The organism is Pseudomonas sp. ES4, assembly GCF_050586665.1.
GTDB lineage: Bacteria > Pseudomonadota > Gammaproteobacteria > Pseudomonadales > Pseudomonadaceae > Aquipseudomonas > Aquipseudomonas frederiksbergensis.
On sequence record NZ_JBOBDO010000010.1, the window covers coordinates 97,768 to 117,010 of the forward strand.

Here is a 19,243-nt window from a genome sequence, read left to right on the forward strand (position 1 = left end):
GATCAGTACCCGCCTTTTAATTTGCTCAATCGCGATGCGCTTCTATATTGAGGGAGTGCTCTGACTTCCCTGCGTCCTGGCGAGTGCGGCCTATGGCTACGACTGACCGACTGATCATCTGCGAGCACTGCGACTGCGTGTATGAAAAAGTCACGCTCGCCAAACATCAGAAAACCCTGTGTACACGCTGCGGCGGCGTGCTTCAGCGCTATAACGGCCTGACAGTGGAGCAACGTCTGGCGTTGACCTTCACCGCGTTGATGCTGTGGATTTTCGCCAACTTCTACCCCGTCATGAGCATCAGCCTCAAAGGCCTGAAAAACAGCGCGACGCTTTGGGATTCGGTGCTGGCCCTGAGTCTGGGGCCGATCACGTTCATTGCCATGGTGGCGGCGATCTCGATGATCATCGCGCCGATTTTCCAGTTGTTGCTGCTGATCTGGGTGCTGAGCTTCGCCCTCGCCCGCCAGCGCTCGCCTGGCTTCAGGTTTTGCATGCGCTGGCTGGAAACCCTCAGGCCCTGGAGCATGCTGGAGGTCTGTCTGCTGGGGGCAATGGTCGCGGTCATCAAACTCGCCGGATTGCTCGATGTGCTGCCCGGCATCGGTCTGTTTGCCTTGGCCATTCTCAGTCTGATGATGATCCGCATCGCCGGGCGCGACATTCGTGACCTATGGGACATCTTATGAACAGGCCCCCGGTGGCGAGTGAACTCAACCTGTGCCTGTGCCATAGCTGCGGCCTGGCCTGTGACATCACCGATGAACCTCACGAATGCCCACGGTGCGGCGCGCCGCTGCATCGGCGCAAAACCAACTCACTGGCCCGGACCTGGGCCTACATGTTCACGGCCCTGGCGTTTTACGTCCCGGCTAATCTGCTGCCAGTGATGAACACCAAGATGGTTGGCAGCGGCGCCGATAGCACGATCATGAGCGGTGTCATTGAGTTCTGGCAGCACGGCGCCTGGGACATTGCCCTGATTATTTTTATCGCCAGCATCGCGGTGCCGGGCATCAAGTTCGTCGCCCTGACGCTGTTACTGGTGACCGTGCAGCGCGACAGCCAATGGGCCAGTAAGCAGCGTTCAACGCTGTACCGTTTCGTCGAGCTCATCGGTTACTGGTCGATGCTCGATGTGATCGTGGTCGCCCTGGTGGCCTCACTGGTCAAGTTTCAAGCCCTGGCCGATATCGAACCGCGCCCGGGGATCTTGTTTTTTGGCCTGGTGGTGGTCTTCACCATGCTGTCGGCAATGAGTTTCGACCCACGCCTGATCTGGGATAAAGAAGAACGGGATAACCCAAACGAGGAGGTCATGGATGAAGTCGCAAATCACTGACGGGCCGCAAGCCCCCGGTCAGGCCCCTGTCAAGACCCGCCGTTTCAGCGTTTCATTGGTGTGGATTGTGCCAATCGTCGCGGTGCTGGTGGGGATTTCCCTGGTCGTGCACACCATGATGCAGGAAGGTCCGACCATTACCGTTACGTTCAAAACCGGTAGCGGCCTGACCGCCAACAAGACCGAAGTCAAATACCGCAACGTGGTGATCGGGCATGTCTCGGACGTGGAGCTGAGCAACGATCAGAGGAGCGTCAACGCCACCATCAAACTGTCCAAGCAGGCGGAAAGTTTCACCCGCGAAGACTCGCAGTTCTGGGTCGTGCGGCCACGTATTGGTGCCGGTGGGGTATCGGGTATCGATACCCTGCTGTCCGGGGACTACATTGGCGCCGACATTGGCCAGGCCAACGCTCGTGCAAAAAACTTTATTGGCCTGGAAAACCCGCCACCGATTACCTATGGCGAGCCGGGCAAGCGCTTCACCCTGAACACCCAGGACCTCGGTTCGCTGGACATCGGCTCTCCGGTTTACTACCGCAAGATTCCGGTGGGTCAAGTGGTGGCCTATGCCCTGAACGCCGACGGCAAAGGGGTCAACATCGAAGTGTTCATCCACTCGCCCAACGATGCCTACGTCACCGAAAATACCCGGTTCTGGAACGCCAGCGGGATCGACGTGAATGTCGGCGCCAACGGCTTTTCGCTGAAAACCGAGTCGCTGTCATCCATCCTGGTGGGCGGCATCGCCTTCCGCGCTCCGGATTACAACCCGAATGACCAACCGGCTAAAGAGGACAAAGTCTTCGATCTGTTCGAAGACCAGCTAACCGCCCTCGCCCCGCCCAGCGGCAAGGGGCAATTCCTCAGCTTGCGTTTCGATCAAGCCTTGCGCGGGCTCAGGGTCGGTGCGCCGGTGGAATTCCTGGGCATGGAGTTCGGCAGAGTCGTGGCGATCAATCTGGATTTCGACGCGAAAAAACGCAGTTTCCCGGTCAATGTCGGGATCATGATCTACCCGCAACGACTCGGCCAGGCCCACACCAAAATGCTCGAGGTGTTGAAGCATGACCCCAACGACGAAGCCGCTGGCGTACGTTTGATGGGTTCTTTCATCGAAAACGGTCTGCGGGCCCAGGCTCGAAGCGGCAATCTGTTGACCGGTCAGCTCTACATTGCGCTCGACTTCTACCCCAAGGCGGAGAAAGTCGTCTTCGACCCGACCGCCCGCCCAGTCGCTATCCCGACTATTCCTGGCAGCCTCGAGCAGTTGCAGGAAAAACTCGAGGGCATGGTCAACAAGATCAACCAACTGCCCATCGAGCGCATTGCCGGCAACCTGGACAGCAACCTCGTCGAACTGCGTAAAGGTCTGGCGCAATTCAACGCCAAGACTTTGCCTGGCGTGCAGACCACCCTGGCGGATGTCAGCAAGACCCTGCAATCGGCCAGTTCGACCTTGGCCGAAGACTCGCCGCAACGCGAACAATTAGGTCAAACCCTCGACGAGCTCGGGCGCATGTCGCGATCCTTGCGTGAACTCTCGGATTACCTGGGACGCCATCCGGAATCGCTGATTCGCGGTCGTCCCGACAATGCCGCGCCGATGGATATGCAGGGGCCACCGCGCAAATGACCACAGGAGCATCACTCATGGTTTATCCGCTGAAAGTCAGCTTGGTCACTGCATTGTTGCTACTGGCCGCCTGCCGCAGTGATCCAATTCAATTTCACACCCTGATTCCGGCTCAACCGGGACTTGCGGCGCGCAACAGCGGTGCGGAAATCCAGATCGAGGGCATCAGCGTGCCGCCCCAGGTCGATCGTCCGCAGATCGTCATTCGCCAAGGCAACAGTGGAATGGCAATCCTCGAAACCGAGTGGTGGGCGGCGAGCCTGGTGGATGAATTGCGCAGCGCGCTGATCGATCAAATGGTCAACAGCAATCCCCGGCGCAACGTATCGGTGCGGATAGAGGTGCAGCGATTCGATTCGATTCCCGGTCAATATGCGTTGATCGACGTCAAGTGGCGCCTGCGCAATCTGAGTGAAAGTGATGCCGCGCTGGTCACCTGCCGCAGCACTTTGCAGACGCCTTCAGGCGCTTCCATCGATGAGCTGGTGGCGGCTCAACAAAACAATGTCAAACGCCTGGCTGCGCTGATCAGCCAGGCCGCGGGCGGAATGCAAAAAGGGTGTCCATCGGCTTAATCAAGCCATCACGCGACCTGTAGCAGCTGGCGAAGCCTGCGTTCGGCTGCGAAGCAGTCGTGAAATCAGGCACCACGCTGTTTCAGGTAAATCGAACTGGCTGGATTGACGACTGCTTCGCAGCCGAACGCAGGCTTCGCCAGCTGCTACAGGTGATGCGTTGCTACTGAAATTTTGACGCTTTTTTCTCATTTAACACTTTACATTTGCCGCGCCTTGAACATGCAAATGATTCGTATTGAACTACACTGATCGACGACCCTTTCCCGTCGATTCTGCCGAGTTTGCGCGCAGGATTTTAATAAAAACAGGAGCTGCCAACGCATGAATCCCCCGTTCCCTTCTTTCCTGAAAACAGCACTGCTGGCCACCGCTTTGGTGAGTGCCGGTCATGTGTATGCGGCGGATGCCGATGGCATTGTGGTCTACAACGCCCAGCACGAAAGCCTGACCAAATCCTGGATCGAAGGCTTTACCAAGGAGACCGGAATCAAGGTCACCCTGCGCAATGGTGACGACACCGAGATGGGCAATCAGATCGTGCAGGAAGGCACGGCCTCCCCGGCCGACGTGTTCCTGACCGAAAACTCCCCGGCCATGGTGCTGGTCGACAATGCGGGGCTGTTTGCACCGGTTGCGCCGGCCACCCTGGAACAGGTCGGCAATGCTTACCGCCCGGCCCATGGCAAATGGGTGGGGATCGCCGCGCGCTCCACAGTGTTTGTCTATAACCCGAGCAAACTGCCCGAAGCCGAGCTGCCAAAGTCACTGATGGACCTTGCTGGCCCGAACTGGAAAGGTCGCTGGGGCGCTTCACCGGCCGGTGCCGACTTCCAGGCCATCGTCGCCGCCGTGCTGGAACTCAAGGGCGAAGCCGCCACTCTGGAATGGCTGAAAGGGATGAAAACCAACTTTACCGCGTACCGGGGCAACAGCTCTGTGCTCAAAGCGGTCAACGCCGGGCAGATCGACAGCGGCGTGATCTACCACTATTACAGCTTCGGCGACCAGGCCAAGACCGGCGAGAACAGCAAGAACACCGCCCTGCACTACTTCAAGCACAAGGATCCGGGTGCGTTTGTCAGTGTCTCCGGTGGCGGCGTGCTGGCGTCCAGCAAACACAAGGAACAAGCCCAGGCGTTCCTCAAATGGATTACCGGCAAAGATGGCCAGGCCATCCTCAAAACCGGCAAATCGTTCGAATACGCGGTGGGCAAGAACGCTGAATCCAATCCAAAACTGGTGCCTTTGCAGCAACTCGACGCGCCGACAGTCGATGCTTCAAAACTCGACAGTAAAAAAGCCGTGGAGCTGATGACACAGGCGGGACTGCTCTAATTGCTGCCTGAAACCTTGCCGGCGGGTGTCGCTGAGGCGATACCCGCGAATTTGCGACGACGATCCCGCGGCCTCTTCGCGGGACGTGGTGGCGCGTGGGTGATCGGTTTGTCGGTGCTGATTTCGCTGCTGTCACTGCTGCCGATTGCCTTCGTCATCGGCGTATCGTTTCAGACAGGCTGGGCGACCCTTGTGCCGCTGGTATTCCGGCCGCGGGTCGCTGAATTATTGATCAACACCGTTTTGCTGGTGGTGATCACGATTCCGTTGTGCGTCACGTTAGGCCTGTCGCTGGCCTGGTTGACAGAGCGCACCAACCTGCCGGGGCGGCGCTGGTGGTCGTTGCTGGCGACCGCGCCGCTGGCGGTGCCAGCGTTCGTGCACAGCTATGCGTGGGTCAGTCTGGTGCCGCCGATTCACGGACTGTTTGCCGGGGTGCTGGTCTCGGTCATCGCTTACTTCCCGTTCTTGTATTTGCCGATAGCCGCCACCCTGCGCAGGCTCGATCCAGCCATCGAAGACGTTGCCGAATCGCTAGGGCTCAAGCCTTGGGCGATATTTTTCCGTGTGGTGTTGCCGCAACTGCGCCTGGCCATTTGCGGCGGCGCATTGCTGGTCGGCCTGCATCTGCTGGCCGAATATGGCCTGTACGCGATGATCCGTTTCGACACCTTCACCACGGCCATCTTCGATCAGTTCAAGTCCACCTTCAACGGCCCCGCCGCCCACATGCTGGCCAGCGTGCTCGCCCTGTGTTGCCTGGTGATGCTGACCGCAGAATCGGCCGCTCGTGGTACGGCGCGCTACGCCCGGGTCGGGTCGGGAAGCGCTCGCGAACAGCGGGTGGTGCGCCTGAAACCCGCAACCACCCTCCTCGCCCTGACCGTCCAGATGGCGACCTGCGCACTGGCACTCGGCGTGCCACTGGTGACTTTAGGTAACTGGCTGATCGCCGGCGGCACGCAGGTGTGGCAATTGGACGAGCTTCTGCCGGCGCTGGAACAGACGCTGCTGCTCGGCGTTGCGGGCGCCGCCGTCACCACCTGCGCTGCCATCCCGATTGCCTGGCTGTCGATTCGCGCTCCGGGCCGGTTGCAACGCGTATTGGAAAGCTGCAACTACATCACCAGTTCGTTGCCCGGGATCGTCGTGGCCCTGGCCTTGGTGACTGTCACCATCCATTTTGCCCGGCCGATTTACCAGACGACGGTCACGGTGCTGCTAGCGTACCTGCTGATGTTTTTGCCCCGCGCCCTGGTGAGTTTGCGCGCCGGCATCGCCCAGGCGCCGGTAGAGCTGGAAAACATGGCCCGTAGCCTCGGCCGTTCCCCAGCCCGGGCATTGTGGCTGATCACCCTGCGTCTGGCCGCGCCCGGCGCTGCCGCTGGCGCCGCGCTGGTGTTTCTGGCGATCACCAATGAGTTGACCGCCACCCTGCTGCTCGCCCCCAACGGCACACGCACCCTGGCCACCGGGTTCTGGGCGATGACCAGCGAAATCGACTACGCCGCCGCTGCGCCCTATGCCCTGTTGATGATCCTGCTGTCGCTGCCCTTGACCGGACTTCTTTATCACCAATCCAAACGAACGGCTGGCCGATGAACGCTCTCGAACTCCATTCCATTTCCAAGTCCTACGGCGCCCATCAAGCGCTGGAGAGCGTCAATCTGTCGGTACCCACAGGCAGCCGAACGGTCATCGTCGGCCCGTCCGGCTCAGGTAAAACCACTTTGCTGCGGATGATCGCCGGCTTCGAATTCCCGGACTCGGGGCGTCTTTCACTCAATGGCCAAACGCTCGTCGACAGCACCCACGAAGTCCCGGCGCATCAGCGTTTGATTGGTTATGTTCCGCAGGACGGCGCCCTGTTCCCGCACATGACCGTGGCCGCGAACATCGGTTTCGGGCTTTCGATCAGGGGCGCTGCAAAACAGGAGCGCGTCGCTGAGTTGATGGACAGCGTGGCGCTGGATGCGAGCATGGCCAACCGTTGGCCCCACGAGCTCTCCGGCGGCCAGCAACAGCGCGTCGCACTGGCGCGGGCGTTGGCCCAACAACCGTGTTTGATGCTGCTGGACGAGCCGTTTTCGGCCCTCGACACCGGGCTTCGTGGCGCCATGCGCAAAATGGTCGCCCGGCTGCTGACCGACGCCGGCGTGACCACCATTCTGGTCACCCATGACCAGAGTGAAGCCTTGTCGTTCGCCGATCAGCTGGCGGTGATGCGTGACGGTCGGCTGGTGCAGTCGGGCCATCCGCTGGACCTTTACCGCTACCCCGAGGATGAACAAACCGCGCTGTTTCTCGGGGATGCCATCGTCATGCCCGCCCGAATCGAAGCCGGCTGGGCCCATTGCGACCTTGGCCGGATACCGGTGAACAATCACCGGGCCAATAAATCGGCGCAGATCATGCTGCGCCCCGAACAATTGCAACTCGTCAGCATCCAGCCCAACCCATCCAAGGCTGGCGGGTGTCGCGCCGTCGTGACCGAGCGGGATTTCAGCGGCAATACCTGCACCTTGACCGTGGAACTGGAGGCTTTGGTGTCCGGGCAACAGCCTGGGCGATCATTGATGGTGCGCAGTTCTGGCCTGTATGCACCACCCGCCGGCAGTGCGGTTCACGTTTCGACAATCGGCCATGCCCACGTACTGAGTGAAACGTGAACCGCTTCCATCAAAGATCGAACCGATCCACCGCACGACGTCGCTCGTTGTCATCGCGCACATCGTAGTTGGCCGTGGTCTGGATGTTGCTGTGATGGGCGAGTTTCTGGGCGATCGACAAGTCGTACTCCTCAATCACTCGGGTAATGAACGAACGTCGGAAATCATGCGGCATGATTTTCACCCCGACCTGCGCGCCCCGCTGGCGGGCGATGTAATAGATCGCATGTTTGGTGATGCGCTCGCGGGTGATGTGGCTGCCGCGGCGGATGCGATTGAACAGAAATGAATCGTCCGTTTCGCCCTCCTTCAATAGCGAGCGCCGCAGTTCCAGCCAGTCATTGAGTTTGGCGAACGCCCAGGCCGGTGCGTACTTGATCAGTTGCTTGTTGCCCTTGGCGGTCACACGAAGGCTGCGCTCGGCGAAATCGACCTGGTTCAGGTCCAGGTTCACCGATTCCGATTTGCGCATGCCCGAGCCATACAAAATCCCGATGATCGCCGCATCCCTCAACCCTTGTGGCCGTGGATCGGCAGCACAGACCGCCATCAGTTCCTGGATCAGCGTGCGCCTGAGGTTGCGCCCCTGGGATAATCGCGTGCCGGCAATTCCCTTGACCGAGCGCATTTTCAGCAAGTGCTCCTGACTGATCAGGCTCATGCGCCACGCCTCGTTCATCACCCCGCGCACCGCATTGACGTACAGCGAAGAGGTGTTGGGCGCATAGCCGTCGGTGCGCAAGGTGGCGACCAGCGCGATGACATCTTCCGGTTGCAGGTTGTGCCAGGGAATCTCCTCGACGTTCATGTCTTCGAAGCCCAACCGGTCAGCGGCGTCCTGCAACACATAACGCATGGTCAGCTGGCTGGAGGGCGCCAGACGTGCCAGGTACAGGGTCAGCGGGTTGGTCTTTGAGGGAATGGAGTCGGTAGCGGGTAAGTCAATCAAACGAAACGGCCTTAAGTGGAAAACAGTTCATTAAATAACTAAGGATTGAAACATCCTTCATATAACGCGGAACACTTCTGTAGGAATTTCCACTAAAAAACTCGATGAACGGCAGAAGTCTGAACAGTGACTGTATGACTTTCAGGTAAGCAATTCACCCACCGGTTTTCTCATGCCCCTTTCACAAAACCAGACATAACCTTCAATCAATCCAGTGAGCCTCGGTGGGCTCCCAACCTGCCGGCCACGGCTGTAAATGTCAAATACAGTGTGCGTCTGGTCGTTAGCTAAATCATTGAAATCACGTTTCTTTCGGCATTGACGCTGAAGGATGGCTTACGCCCGAAAGTTCTCCAGCAACCAGGCTTTTTCCTGTTGTCCCGTTCCAGTACCGGCGATGAAGAAACTGCCGTCGTAAAGCAAGTATTGGGTTTCGCTCGATACCGCCGCGAGGCCGTGGCTTGGAGTCTGAAACGTCTGGACGTGGCGTTGTCCAGCACGATAGACGAATTGAAATATGACCACGCCTATCCTGACGCCGCACAGCAGCGAGTCGACCGTCATCGCCCTCAACGCTCGCCCTGCTCTCGCATCCGGACTCAGGAGTGCCCCATGAAAATCAGTGTATTTGGTAGCGGTTACGTTGGCCTGGTGCAAGCGGCTGTCCTGGCTGAAGTCGGCCACGACGTGGTCTGCATGGACATTGATGAGCGCAAAGTCGAACGGCTGCAACAAGGCCACGTGAGCATTTTCGAACCGGGGCTGGCCAGCCTGGTGCGCGAAGGCCTGGAAGCCCATCGTCTACAGTTCACCACTGACGAGCAGTTTGCGGTGCAGCATGGCCAGGTATTGTTTATCGCCGTCGGTACACCGTCCCGGGACGATGGCTCGGCGGATCTGCGTTATGTGCTGGCGGTGGGCGAAGCCGTGGCGCGTCATCGTGAACAGCCGGTGATTCTGGTGGAGAAATCCACGGTGCCGGTGGGCACGGGTGACACCTTGCGCGCACACATCGACAGGTGCCTGATCAAGGTCGGTCGGCTGCTGCAGTTCGATATTGTCTCCAACCCGGAGTTTCTGAAAGAAGGCTCAGCCGTGGCCGATTGCCGACGTCCGGACCGGATCGTCATCGGCTGCGAACGCGATGAAGTGCGTGACGTAATGCGTGACCTCTACGCGCCCTTCAACCGCAACCATGACCGGGTCATGTTCATGGACCTGCGCAGCGCCGAGCTGACCAAGTACGCCGCCAACTGCATGCTGGCGACCAAGATCAGCTTCATCAACCAGATCGCCGAACTGGCCGAACACCTGGGCGCCGACATCGAATCGGTGCGCCTGGGCATCGGCGCCGATTCGCGCATTGGCTACCACTTCATCTACCCGGGCTGCGGTTATGGCGGCTCGTGCTTTCCCAAGGACATGCGCGCGCTGATCCACAGCGCCGAACAGGCGCATTGCTCCAGCGATTTGCTGCAAGCGGTGGAAGCAATCAACCAGCGTCAGAAGCATAAGTTGTTCGAGCGTATCAACGCGTTCTACCGGGGTGATTTGCGTGGCAGGACCTTCGCCGTGTGGGGGCTGGCGTTCAAACCGAACACCGACGACATGCGCGATGCACCGAGCCGGGTGCTGCTGGAATCGCTGTGGGCTGCCGGGGCCAACGTCCGGGCGTTCGACCCGGAAGCCATGCAGGAAACCCAGCAGCTGTATCCCGATGAATCCCGATTGATGCTGATGGGCACGCCGGAATCGGTATTGTCCGGCGCTGACGCGCTGATCATCTGCACCGAATGGCAGCAGTTCAAGGCCCCGGATTTCAGCCTGATCCAGCAGCGACTCAACGCACCGGTGATCTTCGACGGACGCAACCTGTACGACGCCGATCGCCTGGCCCGCGCCGGTTTCATGTACTTCCCGATGGGCCGTGGTGAGTCGCGTAACTTGCCGATTCCGCATCAGCAGTGGCCCGCTGCCTCGGTCGTCGCTTGAATACGATGTCAGCCGCTATCAGAGCGGCGCCTTCAAATCGACCCCCAACGCCAGGGCAAACGCCTTGACCAGCGGACTGCGCACCGTGTTGTGACGAAGGATCAGATTGAACGGGGTGCTGATGTTGATCAGGTCTGGGCGCACCGCCCGGAACTGTCCCTGCGCCACCATCGACGCGGCGTAATGCTGTGGCAGAAAACCCACGAAACGCCCGGTCTTGATCAGCAATGCCACCGCTTCGACCTGGCTGGCCGAGGCGGAAAAGCTGTCGTAGTGGGCAAAATTCAGTTTGTCGCGATGAATCGCATAGCGGTGGTTGATGCACTCGTAATCCTTGAGCACATGACTGCCGATTTCTGCGTCCGGCACCGTGAATAACGGATGACCGACCGCGCAATAAACTTCAGAGCGTTCTTCATAAAGCGGGTAGTAATCAAACTCTTCACGCTTCTGATACACCGGCACTATTCCTGCTACTAATCGCCCCTCTACAACACCTCTTTCCACCTCATCCAGTTGTGAGGCTTGAAGTTGAAATCTTACTTTCGGCGATGTTTCATTAATTGCTCTAAGCGCAGCAACTAACGGCGAATTAGCATCGGAAATCGTATTATCAATAACCCCCACGCCAAGGTCACCGATCAGTTCATTCTGAGCTGAACTAAGGCGGTCGCGAAAGTTGTCGACCGAGGCAAATAAATCAATGGACGCCTGATACACCAGGCGACCCTCTTCGGTCAGGTGAAAACCCTCGCGACCGCGGGTGCACAGGCGCATGCCGATGCGGATCTCCAGGTCGGAGATCTGTTTGCTGATGGCTGCCAGACCCACATTCAGCTCATTCTGGGCAGCACTGAAGCCGCCGGCTTCGACCACTGCCTTGAATACTTTGAGCAGTTTGAAATCCAGGCCGCTGAGGGTCAGCGGTGCCCGATGACCCGTTTTCAGCGGCGGGTTTCCGGAATTGGAAAGTGGGGTTTCCATAATGCCTATTTACCTCTGGCGCCCTATTCAACAACCTGTGTCCAACAACAAAAATAGTGCTGGTAAATAATAATGACCACAGAAAACCAGGCTTGGCAACCGCTAATAAATCCCGCACATCAGTGCCAACTCACTGATTTCGAACTATTAAAAGCTGACACTTCGATCAGCTCTCGTAACGATGCAACTGCGCTTTCCCCCTGCCCTTGAATAATGTTTAGGCCAAACCACGCCCAATTGATTTGCGGCGAGTGTTTCAGGCCCGGCACACCGATTTCAGTTCGCTTTACCGACGAGGAAAACAACAATGTCTCAAACCACCGACCGTCTCTGGGGTGCCCGCTTCAAAAGCGGTCCGTCCGAAGCCCTGGCGGCCTTGTCCCGTTGCCCCGAGCGCTACTTTCGCCTCACCCCGTACGACCTCGCCGGTTCCAAGGCGCATGCCCGTGAATTGCAGCGCGCCGGGCTGCTGAGCGAACAAGAAACCCAGACCATGCTCGACGCCCTGGAGCGCATCGGTGATGACTTCCGAGCCGGCAGCATCGCGCCGACCCTGGATGACGAAGACGTCCACACCTTCATCGAACGCCTGCTGACCGAACGCCTCGGCGCGCTGGGCGGCAAGCTGCGCGCCGGCCGTTCACGCAACGACCAGACTGCCAACGACCTACGCCTGTTCCTGCGTGATCACGTCCGCACCCTGGCCGTTGAAGTCCTGGCCCTGCAACAAGCCTTGGTGGATCAGGCCGAGCAGCACATCGAAAGCATCTGCCCAGGGTTCACTCACCTGCAGCAAGCCCAGCCGATCGTGTTCGCTCACCACTTGCTGGCCCACGCCCAATCGATGTTGCGTGACGTGCAACGCCTGGTGGACTGGGACGTACGCACTTCGCTGTCGCCACTCGGCGCGGCGGCCATGGCCGGTTCTGCCATCGCTCGTCTGCCGCAGCAGTCGGCCAAGGAAATGGGCTACAGCGGCGTGTGTGAAAACTCCATCGATGCCGTAGCCAGCCGCGATCACGTTGCCGAGTTCCTGTTCATTGCCAGCATGCTCGGGATCAACATTTCCCGCCTCGCCGAAGAGTTCTGCCTGTGGTCGTCGCGGCAATTTCGCTGGGTCGTGCTGGACGATGCCTACGCCACCGGCAGCTCAATCATGCCGCAGAAGAAGAACCCGGACATCGCTGAATTGGCGCGGGGCAAGGCGGGTCGCCTGATCGGCAACCTGACCGGCCTGCTCTCCACCCTCAAATCCCTGCCGCTGTCGTACAACCGCGACTTGAGCGAAGACAAAAACGGCGTGCTCGACAGCGTCGACACCCTGTTGCTGGTGCTGCCCGCCATGGCCGGGATGGTCGCAACCATGAAGGTCAACGTCGAAGAACTGCGGCGTCAGGCGCCACTGGGTTTCACCCTCGCCACCGAAGTCGCCGACTGGCTGGCCATGCGCGGCGTGCCGTTCAAGGAAGCCCACGAAATCACCGGTGCGCTGGTCCAGGCCTGTGAGAAACACGACATCGAATTGTGGGAAGCCTCCCCGGCGCTGTTGGCCGAAATTGACCCGCGCCTGACCGCAGAAGTGCGCGAGAGCCTGACCCTCGAAGCCGCCATCGCCGCCCGCAGCGGCTGGGGCGGCACCGCACCGCAACAGGTGCGCGAGCAGATTGGTCGACTGAAAACTGCCCTGGCTGCGCAGCAGCAATGGACCGAGAACTATCAGGGCTTTCGCCTTTAAGTCAGAGCACAAAACCTGTGGGAGCGGGCTTGCCCGCGATGAGGCCATCACATCCACATTTTTGTTGACTGACAGTCCGCTATCGCGGGCAAGCCCGCTCCCACAGGGACTGTGCTGACCTGAAATATCAGAGTACGGAGAAACAACATGAGCCAGACTCAGGCAGAACGACTCCAGTCGGAGCGCAAACTGGCGGAAAACCAGTTCGATATCACCCAGTACCACCATGTGCCACGGCGTTATTACGGGCGGATTTTCTTCGCCACCGTGATCGTCATTGCGATTATCGGCCTGGTACGAGCCTTCGCCGAAGGCAAGATCGAGTGGTCCTACATCGGCCAGTTCCTCACTTCCCAGGCGATCATGTGGGGCTTGCTCAACACCATCGTCATGGCGGTGCTGGCCATGGCACTGGGCATCGTTTTCGGGGTGATCACCGCGATCATGCGCATGTCGGCCAACCCGATCCTGCGCTACGTGGCGGTGACCTACACCTGGCTGTTTCGCGGCACGCCACTGATCCTGCAACTGCTGTTGTGGTTCAACCTGGCGCTGATTTTTCCCACCATCGGCATCCCCGGCCTGTTCGAAATGGACACCGTGAGCCTGATGACCCCGTTCGTGGCGGCCCTCCTCGGCTTGAGCATCAACCAGGGCGCCTACACCGCCGAAGTGGTGCGTGCCGGCCTGCTGTCGGTGGACACCGGCCAGTACGAAGCCGCCAAGTCGATCGGCATGCCGCGCCTGCAAGCGCTGCGCCGGATCATCCTGCCGCAAGCCATGCGGGTGATCATTCCGCCGGTCGGTAACGAGTTCATCGGCATGGTGAAGATGACCTCGCTGGCGAGCGTCATCCAGTACTCGGAACTGCTCTACAACGCCCAGAACATTTACTACGCCAACGCCCGTGTGATGGAGCTGCTGATCGTCGCCGGTATCTGGTACCTGGCCACCGTTACCGTCCTGTCCTTTGGTCAAAGTCGTCTGGAGCGTCGTTTCGCTCGCGGCGCCGGCAAGCGTTCTTGAGGAGCCCCACATGAGAAGCATCGTCAAGGCCGTGAGCCTGAACAAGTACTACGACCATTTCCACGCGCTCAAGGACGTCAACATCGAAGTCGAGCAAGGCGAAGTGCTGTGCATCATCGGCCCGTCCGGCTCCGGCAAAAGCACTTTGCTGCGCTGCATCAACCAGCTGGAAAAAATCGACAAGGGCGGCCTCTGGGTCGATGGCGAACTGGTGGGTTACCGCATCGTCGGCAACAAGCTGCACGAACTCAACGAGTCGCAGATCGCCCGTCAACGCCTGGCCACCGGCATGGTGTTCCAGCGCTTCAACCTGTTCCCGCACATGACTGTGCTGCAAAACATCATCGAAGGGCCATGCCAGGTGCTCAAGCGTTCGCCCAAGGAGGCGCACGAGGAAGCCTTGGAATTGCTCGCTCGCGTCGGCCTGGCCGACAAGCGCAACAGCTACCCGATCGAACTCTCGGGTGGCCAGCAACAACGCGTCGCCATAGCCCGTGCACTGGCCATGCGGCCCAAGCTGATGCTGTTCGATGAACCCACTTCGGCACTCGACCCGGAACTGGTCGGTGAGGTGCTGTCGGTGATGCGCGATCTGGCGCAGACCGGCATGACCATGATCGTCGTCACCCATGAACTGGGCTTCGCTCGCGAAGTTTCCAACCGCATGGTGTTCATGGACGGCGGGCAGATCGTGGAGGCTGGAAGCCCCGAAGAAATACTAATAAGCCCGCAAAACCCGCGCACCCAAAGCTTCATTTCTGCCGTTCGAACCTAAGCGTCCTTTGGCGCTCACAACACTCATAAGAGAACGACCATGAAGAACATTGTTATCCCAGCAGTACTCGCAGGCGTTATGGCTTCCGGCTTCACCTGGGCCGCCGAACTACCGGCCAGCATCAAGGAAAAAGGCGAGGTCGTGGTAGCGATCATGCCGAACTACCCGCCGATGGACTTCAAGGACCCGGCCACCAACACCCTCACCGGTCTTGACTACGACCTGGGCAATGCCCTGGCCGAACGTCTGGGCGTGAAGATCAAATGGCAGGAAACCGGCTTCGAGCAAATGATCAATGCGCTGACCACCGACCGCGTGGACATGGTGCTGTCGGGCATGACCGACACCGCCGAGCGTCAGGCCAGCGTGACCTTCGTCGACTACTTCACCAGTGGTCCGCAGTTCTACACCTTGCAGAAAAACAAGGATTTCAACGAGATCATCGACCTGTGCGGCAAAAAAGTCGGCACCAGCCGCCGCACCACCTTCCCGGCGGAAATTGCCGAGTGGAGCAAGGCCAATTGCGAAGCTGCTGGCAAGCCTGCGATCAACGTGATCGGCACCGAAGGCTCGGCCGATGCCCGCGCGCAATTGCGTCAGAGCCGTATCGACGCGGCCATGCAGGGCAGCGAGACCCTGTCCTACCTGAAGACTCAGGAAAAGGACATGTACAAAACCGTGGGCCTGCCGATCTCCAAGCAGTTCACCGGGCTGGGCGTGAGCAAGAAAAAGCCAGAGCTGAGCGAGGCGGTGAAGGTCGCGTTGCAGAGCATGGTGGATGACGGCAGCTACCAGGCGATCCTGAAAAAGTGGGACCTGGAACTGGGGGCGATCAAGACTGTGACCATTAACGCCGGGAAATAAGGGATCGGCGTGATGCCTTTGTGGGAGCGAGCCTGCTCGCGATGGCGGTCTGTCAGGCGACAGGGATGTTGAATGTGCCGGCCCCATCGCGAGCAGGCTCGCTCCCACAGGGTTCGGTGTTTATTTATGAATAGTTGGAGCACCACATGTCCTCCTTGCCACAACCCAACTGGCCCGACCAGCACAAAGCCTGCCTCGCCCTGGCCTTCGACCTCGACGGTCCGACCGGCGATGCCATGCTCAACGGTTCGATCTGGCGCAAGCCCGAGTACTTCGGTTTTGGCGGTTACGGCCCTTACCGCGCCTTGCCCCGCATCCTCGATGTGCTCGACGCGTACCAAATCCCGACGACGTTTTTCGTCCCGGCCTGGGTCGTGGAGAACTGGCCGAAACAGTGCCAGGCGATTGTCGAGCGCGGGCATGAAGTGGCCTACCACGGCTACAAGCACGAATCCTTTTACGCCCTGACGCTGGAACAGCAAAAGGACGTGATGAACAAATCCCGCGAGGTGTTCTGGAAGCACCTGAACATCCGCGCCGAAGGGTTTCGCACCCCGTCCGGTGACTGGCGGGCCGAAACCCCGGCGATGCTGGTGGAGGCTGGCGTGACCTACTCCAGCAGCATGCGCGGCGATGACCGGCCGTACCTGGTGAAAGTACCGGGCCACGACACGCCGCTGGTGGAGATCCCCGGCCGCTGGGAAATGGACGACTATGCCTCCCTCGCCTACACCCGCGCGCCGGACTTTCCTTCCGGGCTGGACCGCACCGCCAGCTACGCCCTGACCCTCGATAACTGGTGCCGCGAGTACGACGGTGCCATGAACGAAGGGTTGTGCCTGACCACCCTGTTCCACCCCAAGATCACCGGCAAACCGGGACGCATCCTGCTGCTGGAAAAACTCTTCGAACACATGCGCCAGCGTGATGACGTGTGGTTCGCCACATGCCGCGATGTCGCCCACTGGTGGCTGAAGGAGCATCACCATGGCTGATTCCCCTGTCTGGCCCAAAGGCTACCGCTGCGCCGTGGTACTGACCGTCGATTACAACGACATCCACGGCATCCTCACCCAGGCCCCGGAGGTCGCCGGGCGCGACAAGACGCTGTCGGTCTGGCGCTATGGCACCCAACGCGGCGTCGACCGTTTGCTCGGTTTATTCGAAGAACTGGGGGTTTCCAGCAGCTGGTTTGTTCCCGGGATCGTCGCCGAGGAAAACCCCGGGCACATTCGGGCAATCCAGGCCGGTGGACATGAGATCGCCTGCGCCGGGTATCGCCACCAGCACTACGACACCCTGAGCCTCAACGAACAAAGCGCCGAGATTGCCAAAGGCTGCGAGGCGTTGACCACGCTGACTGGCCAGCGTCCAACAGGCTTTCGCATCCCGGCCGGCAACGGTGCACCGGGCTTCATCGAAGCGTTGAAGGATCACGGCATTCGCTGGTCCTCATCGTGGCGTGGCGATGATTTGCCATTCGCTCATCCGACGGCGCCCGACGTCATCGAGTTGCCATTGCACTACGAACTGGAAGACGAACCCTACTTCGCCTTCAACCTGAGCCCGGCCGTGCCCCCGGCGCAATCGCGGATCGCCTCTTACAGCCACACCCTGGGCAACCTGCAACTGGATTTTGCCGGGTTTCACCGATTCGGCCTGTGTTATGTGCTGCGACTGCACCCGGAAATCATTGCGACACCCGGGAGGATTGGCGTGTTGCGCGAGTTGCTGGAGGGGATTCAACAGCACGACGACGTGTGGATTGCCACAGGCGCCGACGTTGCTCAATGGTGGGCCGAATCGGCGCGGCCTGTGACCGAGGACCATCCGGCGGCCGTGTATGAGCGGCATTATCGGGATTACCTTTCATGAGTGAGCGGATGCAGCGTTTGGCGCAGTTCTGCGTCGACAGCCGATTCGAAGACTTGCCGCCTGCACTAGTGGCACAAGCCAAGCGACACATACTCGACACCTTCGGCGCGACCCTGGCCGGGGCTGGCAGTGATGTCGCGAAGCAGGCACGGCAGGTCTTCGACGGTGAGGTCGGGAACACGCTGATCTGGGGCACCGATCAACGCACTGGCGCGGCCCAGGCCGCCCTGCTCAATGGTGTCGCCGCCCATGCCCTGGAACTGGACGACACCGGTGGTTGCGACCACTCCGGCGCGGTGGTGCTGCCGGCAGTCATGGCGGCGGTGTCAATGTCTGGACAATCGGTGAATGGCCGGGAGCTGATCACCGCTGTGGTAATCGGCTACGAAATCGGCCGCCGGGTGCTCGAAGCCTGTGGCAGCTATTCAGCCCACAACGGCGCCGGCTGGCACTCCACCGCCACCTGCGGCGTGTTCGGTGCGGCGGCGGCCAGTGCGCGAATTCTTGGACTGGATACCGCGCAAACCGTCTCGGCGCTGGGCATTGCCGGCAGTTTCAGTGGAGGGTTGTGGGCGTTTATCCACGACGGTTCGCAAAGTAAAAAACTTCACAGCGGTCGTGCCGCCGAGGGTGGATTGCTGGCGGCGCGATTTGCGCAAAGAGGCATCACCGGGCCGACGAAGTTGTTCGATGATGTCTGGGGCGGGTTTCTGAAAACCCTGGCAGGCGAGACTGCACAACCTGACGCGCTGGATGCCGATCTGGGCGTCGTATGGAAACTTGCTCGCTGTTCGATTAAACCCTACGCCGCATGTCGCGGAACACATTCGGCCATCGATGCGCTGGGGCTGTTGCTGGATCAGCTGCAGGTCAGCGCAGATCAAGTCGAAGATGTTCAGGTGTCGTTGTGCGGGTTTCTTCAGGGCATGTGCGGCGGGCGCGACGTCGGTACGCTGGCGGCGGCGCAGATGAGCCTGCCGTATGCCCTCGCAGCCCGGCTGGTGCAGGGGCATTGCCGGCTGGAGGCGTATGACGATGAACAACGGGGCGATCCTCGGATTGCTCACTGGATGTCGCGCATCCGTCTTGAAGTGGATCCGCAACTGTCAGAGGATGGCGAGCCCATCGTCAGCGTGCGGACCGTGGACGGTCGGCAGGCGAGCCTGTGTGTCGACCCGCCATTGGGTGCGCCGGGCAATCCATTGAGTGATGCGGCGCTGGAGGAGAAGTTTTTCAGCCTGGCGTTGCGGGTGATGCCGCGGGGGCAAGCGGCAGAACTGCTTGAGCAGTTGTGGCGGGTTGAAGAGCTGGAATCTGTCGAGGCACTGATCGTTCCCACGCTCCGCGTGGGAATGCAGCCCGGGACGCTCCGCGTCCCAAAAGCGGACGCAGAGCGTCCGGTAAGGCATTCCCACGCAGACGGTTCGACGCCTCGACGTGGGTACGATCACTCAGAGAACATTAAATAAGGATATTTGCACCA

Annotated in this window: 18 protein-coding genes; 15 read left to right on the forward strand and 3 right to left on the reverse strand. The window is 59.9% G+C overall.

What is annotated here, in order from left to right:
* Positions 1-92: 92 nt before the first annotated feature.
* The 7 genes from ACQ4OB_RS13765 to ACQ4OB_RS13795 all read left to right on the forward strand — a co-directional run bounded on the left by ACQ4OB_RS13765 (position 93) and on the right by ACQ4OB_RS13795 (position 7,560).
* On the forward strand, positions 93-689 hold the full coding sequence (locus ACQ4OB_RS13765) for a paraquat-inducible protein A (RefSeq protein WP_430955858.1): 597 nt from the start codon (positions 93-95) through the stop codon (positions 687-689).
* Positions 686-1,342, forward strand: a complete 657-nt coding sequence (locus tag ACQ4OB_RS13770) for a paraquat-inducible protein A (protein WP_074876688.1) — start codon at positions 686-688, stop codon at positions 1,340-1,342. The genes ACQ4OB_RS13765 and ACQ4OB_RS13770 overlap by 4 nt, the downstream gene beginning before the upstream one ends.
* Complete coding sequence (locus ACQ4OB_RS13775; protein WP_074876690.1) at positions 1,323-2,978, forward strand: intermembrane transport protein PqiB; 1,656 nt, start codon at positions 1,323-1,325, stop codon at positions 2,976-2,978. Before ACQ4OB_RS13770 ends, ACQ4OB_RS13775 begins: the two co-directional genes overlap by 20 nt.
* A gap of 17 nt (positions 2,979-2,995) precedes the next feature.
* Positions 2,996-3,553 carry a PqiC family protein gene (locus ACQ4OB_RS13780; protein ID WP_430955859.1) on the forward strand — a complete coding sequence of 186 codons (558 nt, stop codon included), beginning with the start codon at positions 2,996-2,998 and terminating at the stop codon, positions 3,551-3,553.
* 324 nt (positions 3,554-3,877) lie between these two features.
* Complete coding sequence (locus ACQ4OB_RS13785) at positions 3,878-4,891, forward strand: iron ABC transporter substrate-binding protein (protein WP_430955860.1); 1,014 nt, start codon at positions 3,878-3,880, stop codon at positions 4,889-4,891.
* Between the two features lie 3 nt (positions 4,892-4,894).
* Positions 4,895-6,493: an ABC transporter permease gene (locus ACQ4OB_RS13790; protein WP_430955899.1), complete on the forward strand. Its 1,599-nt coding sequence runs from the start codon at positions 4,895-4,897 to the stop codon at positions 6,491-6,493.
* Positions 6,490-7,560 carry an ABC transporter ATP-binding protein gene (locus tag ACQ4OB_RS13795; RefSeq protein WP_430955861.1) on the forward strand — a complete coding sequence of 357 codons (1,071 nt, stop codon included), beginning with the start codon at positions 6,490-6,492 and terminating at the stop codon, positions 7,558-7,560. The genes ACQ4OB_RS13790 and ACQ4OB_RS13795 overlap by 4 nt, the downstream gene beginning before the upstream one ends.
* Before the next feature lie 10 nt (positions 7,561-7,570).
* Here the strand turns inward: ACQ4OB_RS13795 and ACQ4OB_RS13800 are convergent, their stop codons facing one another.
* Both ACQ4OB_RS13800 and ACQ4OB_RS13805 read right to left on the reverse strand, forming a co-directional pair.
* A complete protein-coding gene (locus ACQ4OB_RS13800) occupies positions 7,571-8,509 on the reverse strand; it encodes a site-specific integrase (protein ID WP_076031074.1) in 939 nt (312 codons plus the stop codon).
* Positions 8,510-8,845: 336 nt separating this feature from the next.
* Positions 8,846-9,034 carry a hypothetical protein gene (locus tag ACQ4OB_RS13805; protein WP_430955862.1) on the reverse strand — a complete coding sequence of 63 codons (189 nt, stop codon included), beginning with the start codon at positions 9,032-9,034 and terminating at the stop codon, positions 8,846-8,848.
* 87 nt (positions 9,035-9,121) lie between these two features.
* Here ACQ4OB_RS13805 and ACQ4OB_RS13810 point away from each other — a divergent pair, with 87 nt between their 5' ends.
* Entirely contained in the window at positions 9,122-10,501 is a 1,380-nt protein-coding gene (locus ACQ4OB_RS13810) for a UDP-glucose dehydrogenase family protein (protein WP_430955863.1), read from the forward strand.
* Between the two features lie 18 nt (positions 10,502-10,519).
* On the opposite strand, the gene ACQ4OB_RS13815 is transcribed toward ACQ4OB_RS13810, so the two are convergent.
* The gene (locus ACQ4OB_RS13815; protein WP_430955864.1) at positions 10,520-11,485 is read right to left on the reverse strand and encodes a LysR family transcriptional regulator; all 966 of its coding nucleotides are present in this window, start codon (positions 11,483-11,485) and stop codon (positions 10,520-10,522) included.
* Between the two features lie 307 nt (positions 11,486-11,792).
* On the opposite strand from ACQ4OB_RS13815, the gene argH reads away from it, so the two are divergent.
* From argH to ACQ4OB_RS13850, 7 genes are all read left to right on the forward strand, one after another.
* Positions 11,793-13,220 (forward strand): argininosuccinate lyase, encoded by a 1,428-nt coding sequence (gene argH / locus ACQ4OB_RS13820; protein WP_102615461.1) that lies wholly within the window; start codon positions 11,793-11,795, stop codon positions 13,218-13,220.
* A 147-nt stretch (positions 13,221-13,367) separates the two neighbouring features.
* Entirely contained in the window at positions 13,368-14,246 is an 879-nt protein-coding gene (locus ACQ4OB_RS13825) for an amino acid ABC transporter permease (RefSeq protein WP_076031070.1), read from the forward strand.
* 10 nt (positions 14,247-14,256) lie between these two features.
* The gene (locus tag ACQ4OB_RS13830) at positions 14,257-15,021 is read left to right on the forward strand and encodes an amino acid ABC transporter ATP-binding protein (protein WP_102615460.1); all 765 of its coding nucleotides are present in this window, start codon (positions 14,257-14,259) and stop codon (positions 15,019-15,021) included.
* Between the two features lie 39 nt (positions 15,022-15,060).
* Positions 15,061-15,885: an ABC transporter substrate-binding protein gene (locus ACQ4OB_RS13835; RefSeq protein ID WP_074876709.1), complete on the forward strand. Its 825-nt coding sequence runs from the start codon at positions 15,061-15,063 to the stop codon at positions 15,883-15,885.
* A 146-nt stretch (positions 15,886-16,031) separates the two neighbouring features.
* Positions 16,032-16,880 (forward strand): polysaccharide deacetylase family protein, encoded by an 849-nt coding sequence (locus ACQ4OB_RS13840; protein WP_430955865.1) that lies wholly within the window; start codon positions 16,032-16,034, stop codon positions 16,878-16,880.
* Positions 16,873-17,760, forward strand: coding sequence for a polysaccharide deacetylase family protein (locus ACQ4OB_RS13845; RefSeq protein ID WP_430955866.1), 888 nt, complete (start codon positions 16,873-16,875; stop codon positions 17,758-17,760). The genes ACQ4OB_RS13840 and ACQ4OB_RS13845 overlap by 8 nt, the downstream gene beginning before the upstream one ends.
* On the forward strand, positions 17,757-19,229 hold the full coding sequence (locus ACQ4OB_RS13850; protein WP_430955867.1) for an MmgE/PrpD family protein: 1,473 nt from the start codon (positions 17,757-17,759) through the stop codon (positions 19,227-19,229). The genes ACQ4OB_RS13845 and ACQ4OB_RS13850 overlap by 4 nt, the downstream gene beginning before the upstream one ends.
* Positions 19,230-19,243: the final 14 nt, after the last annotated feature.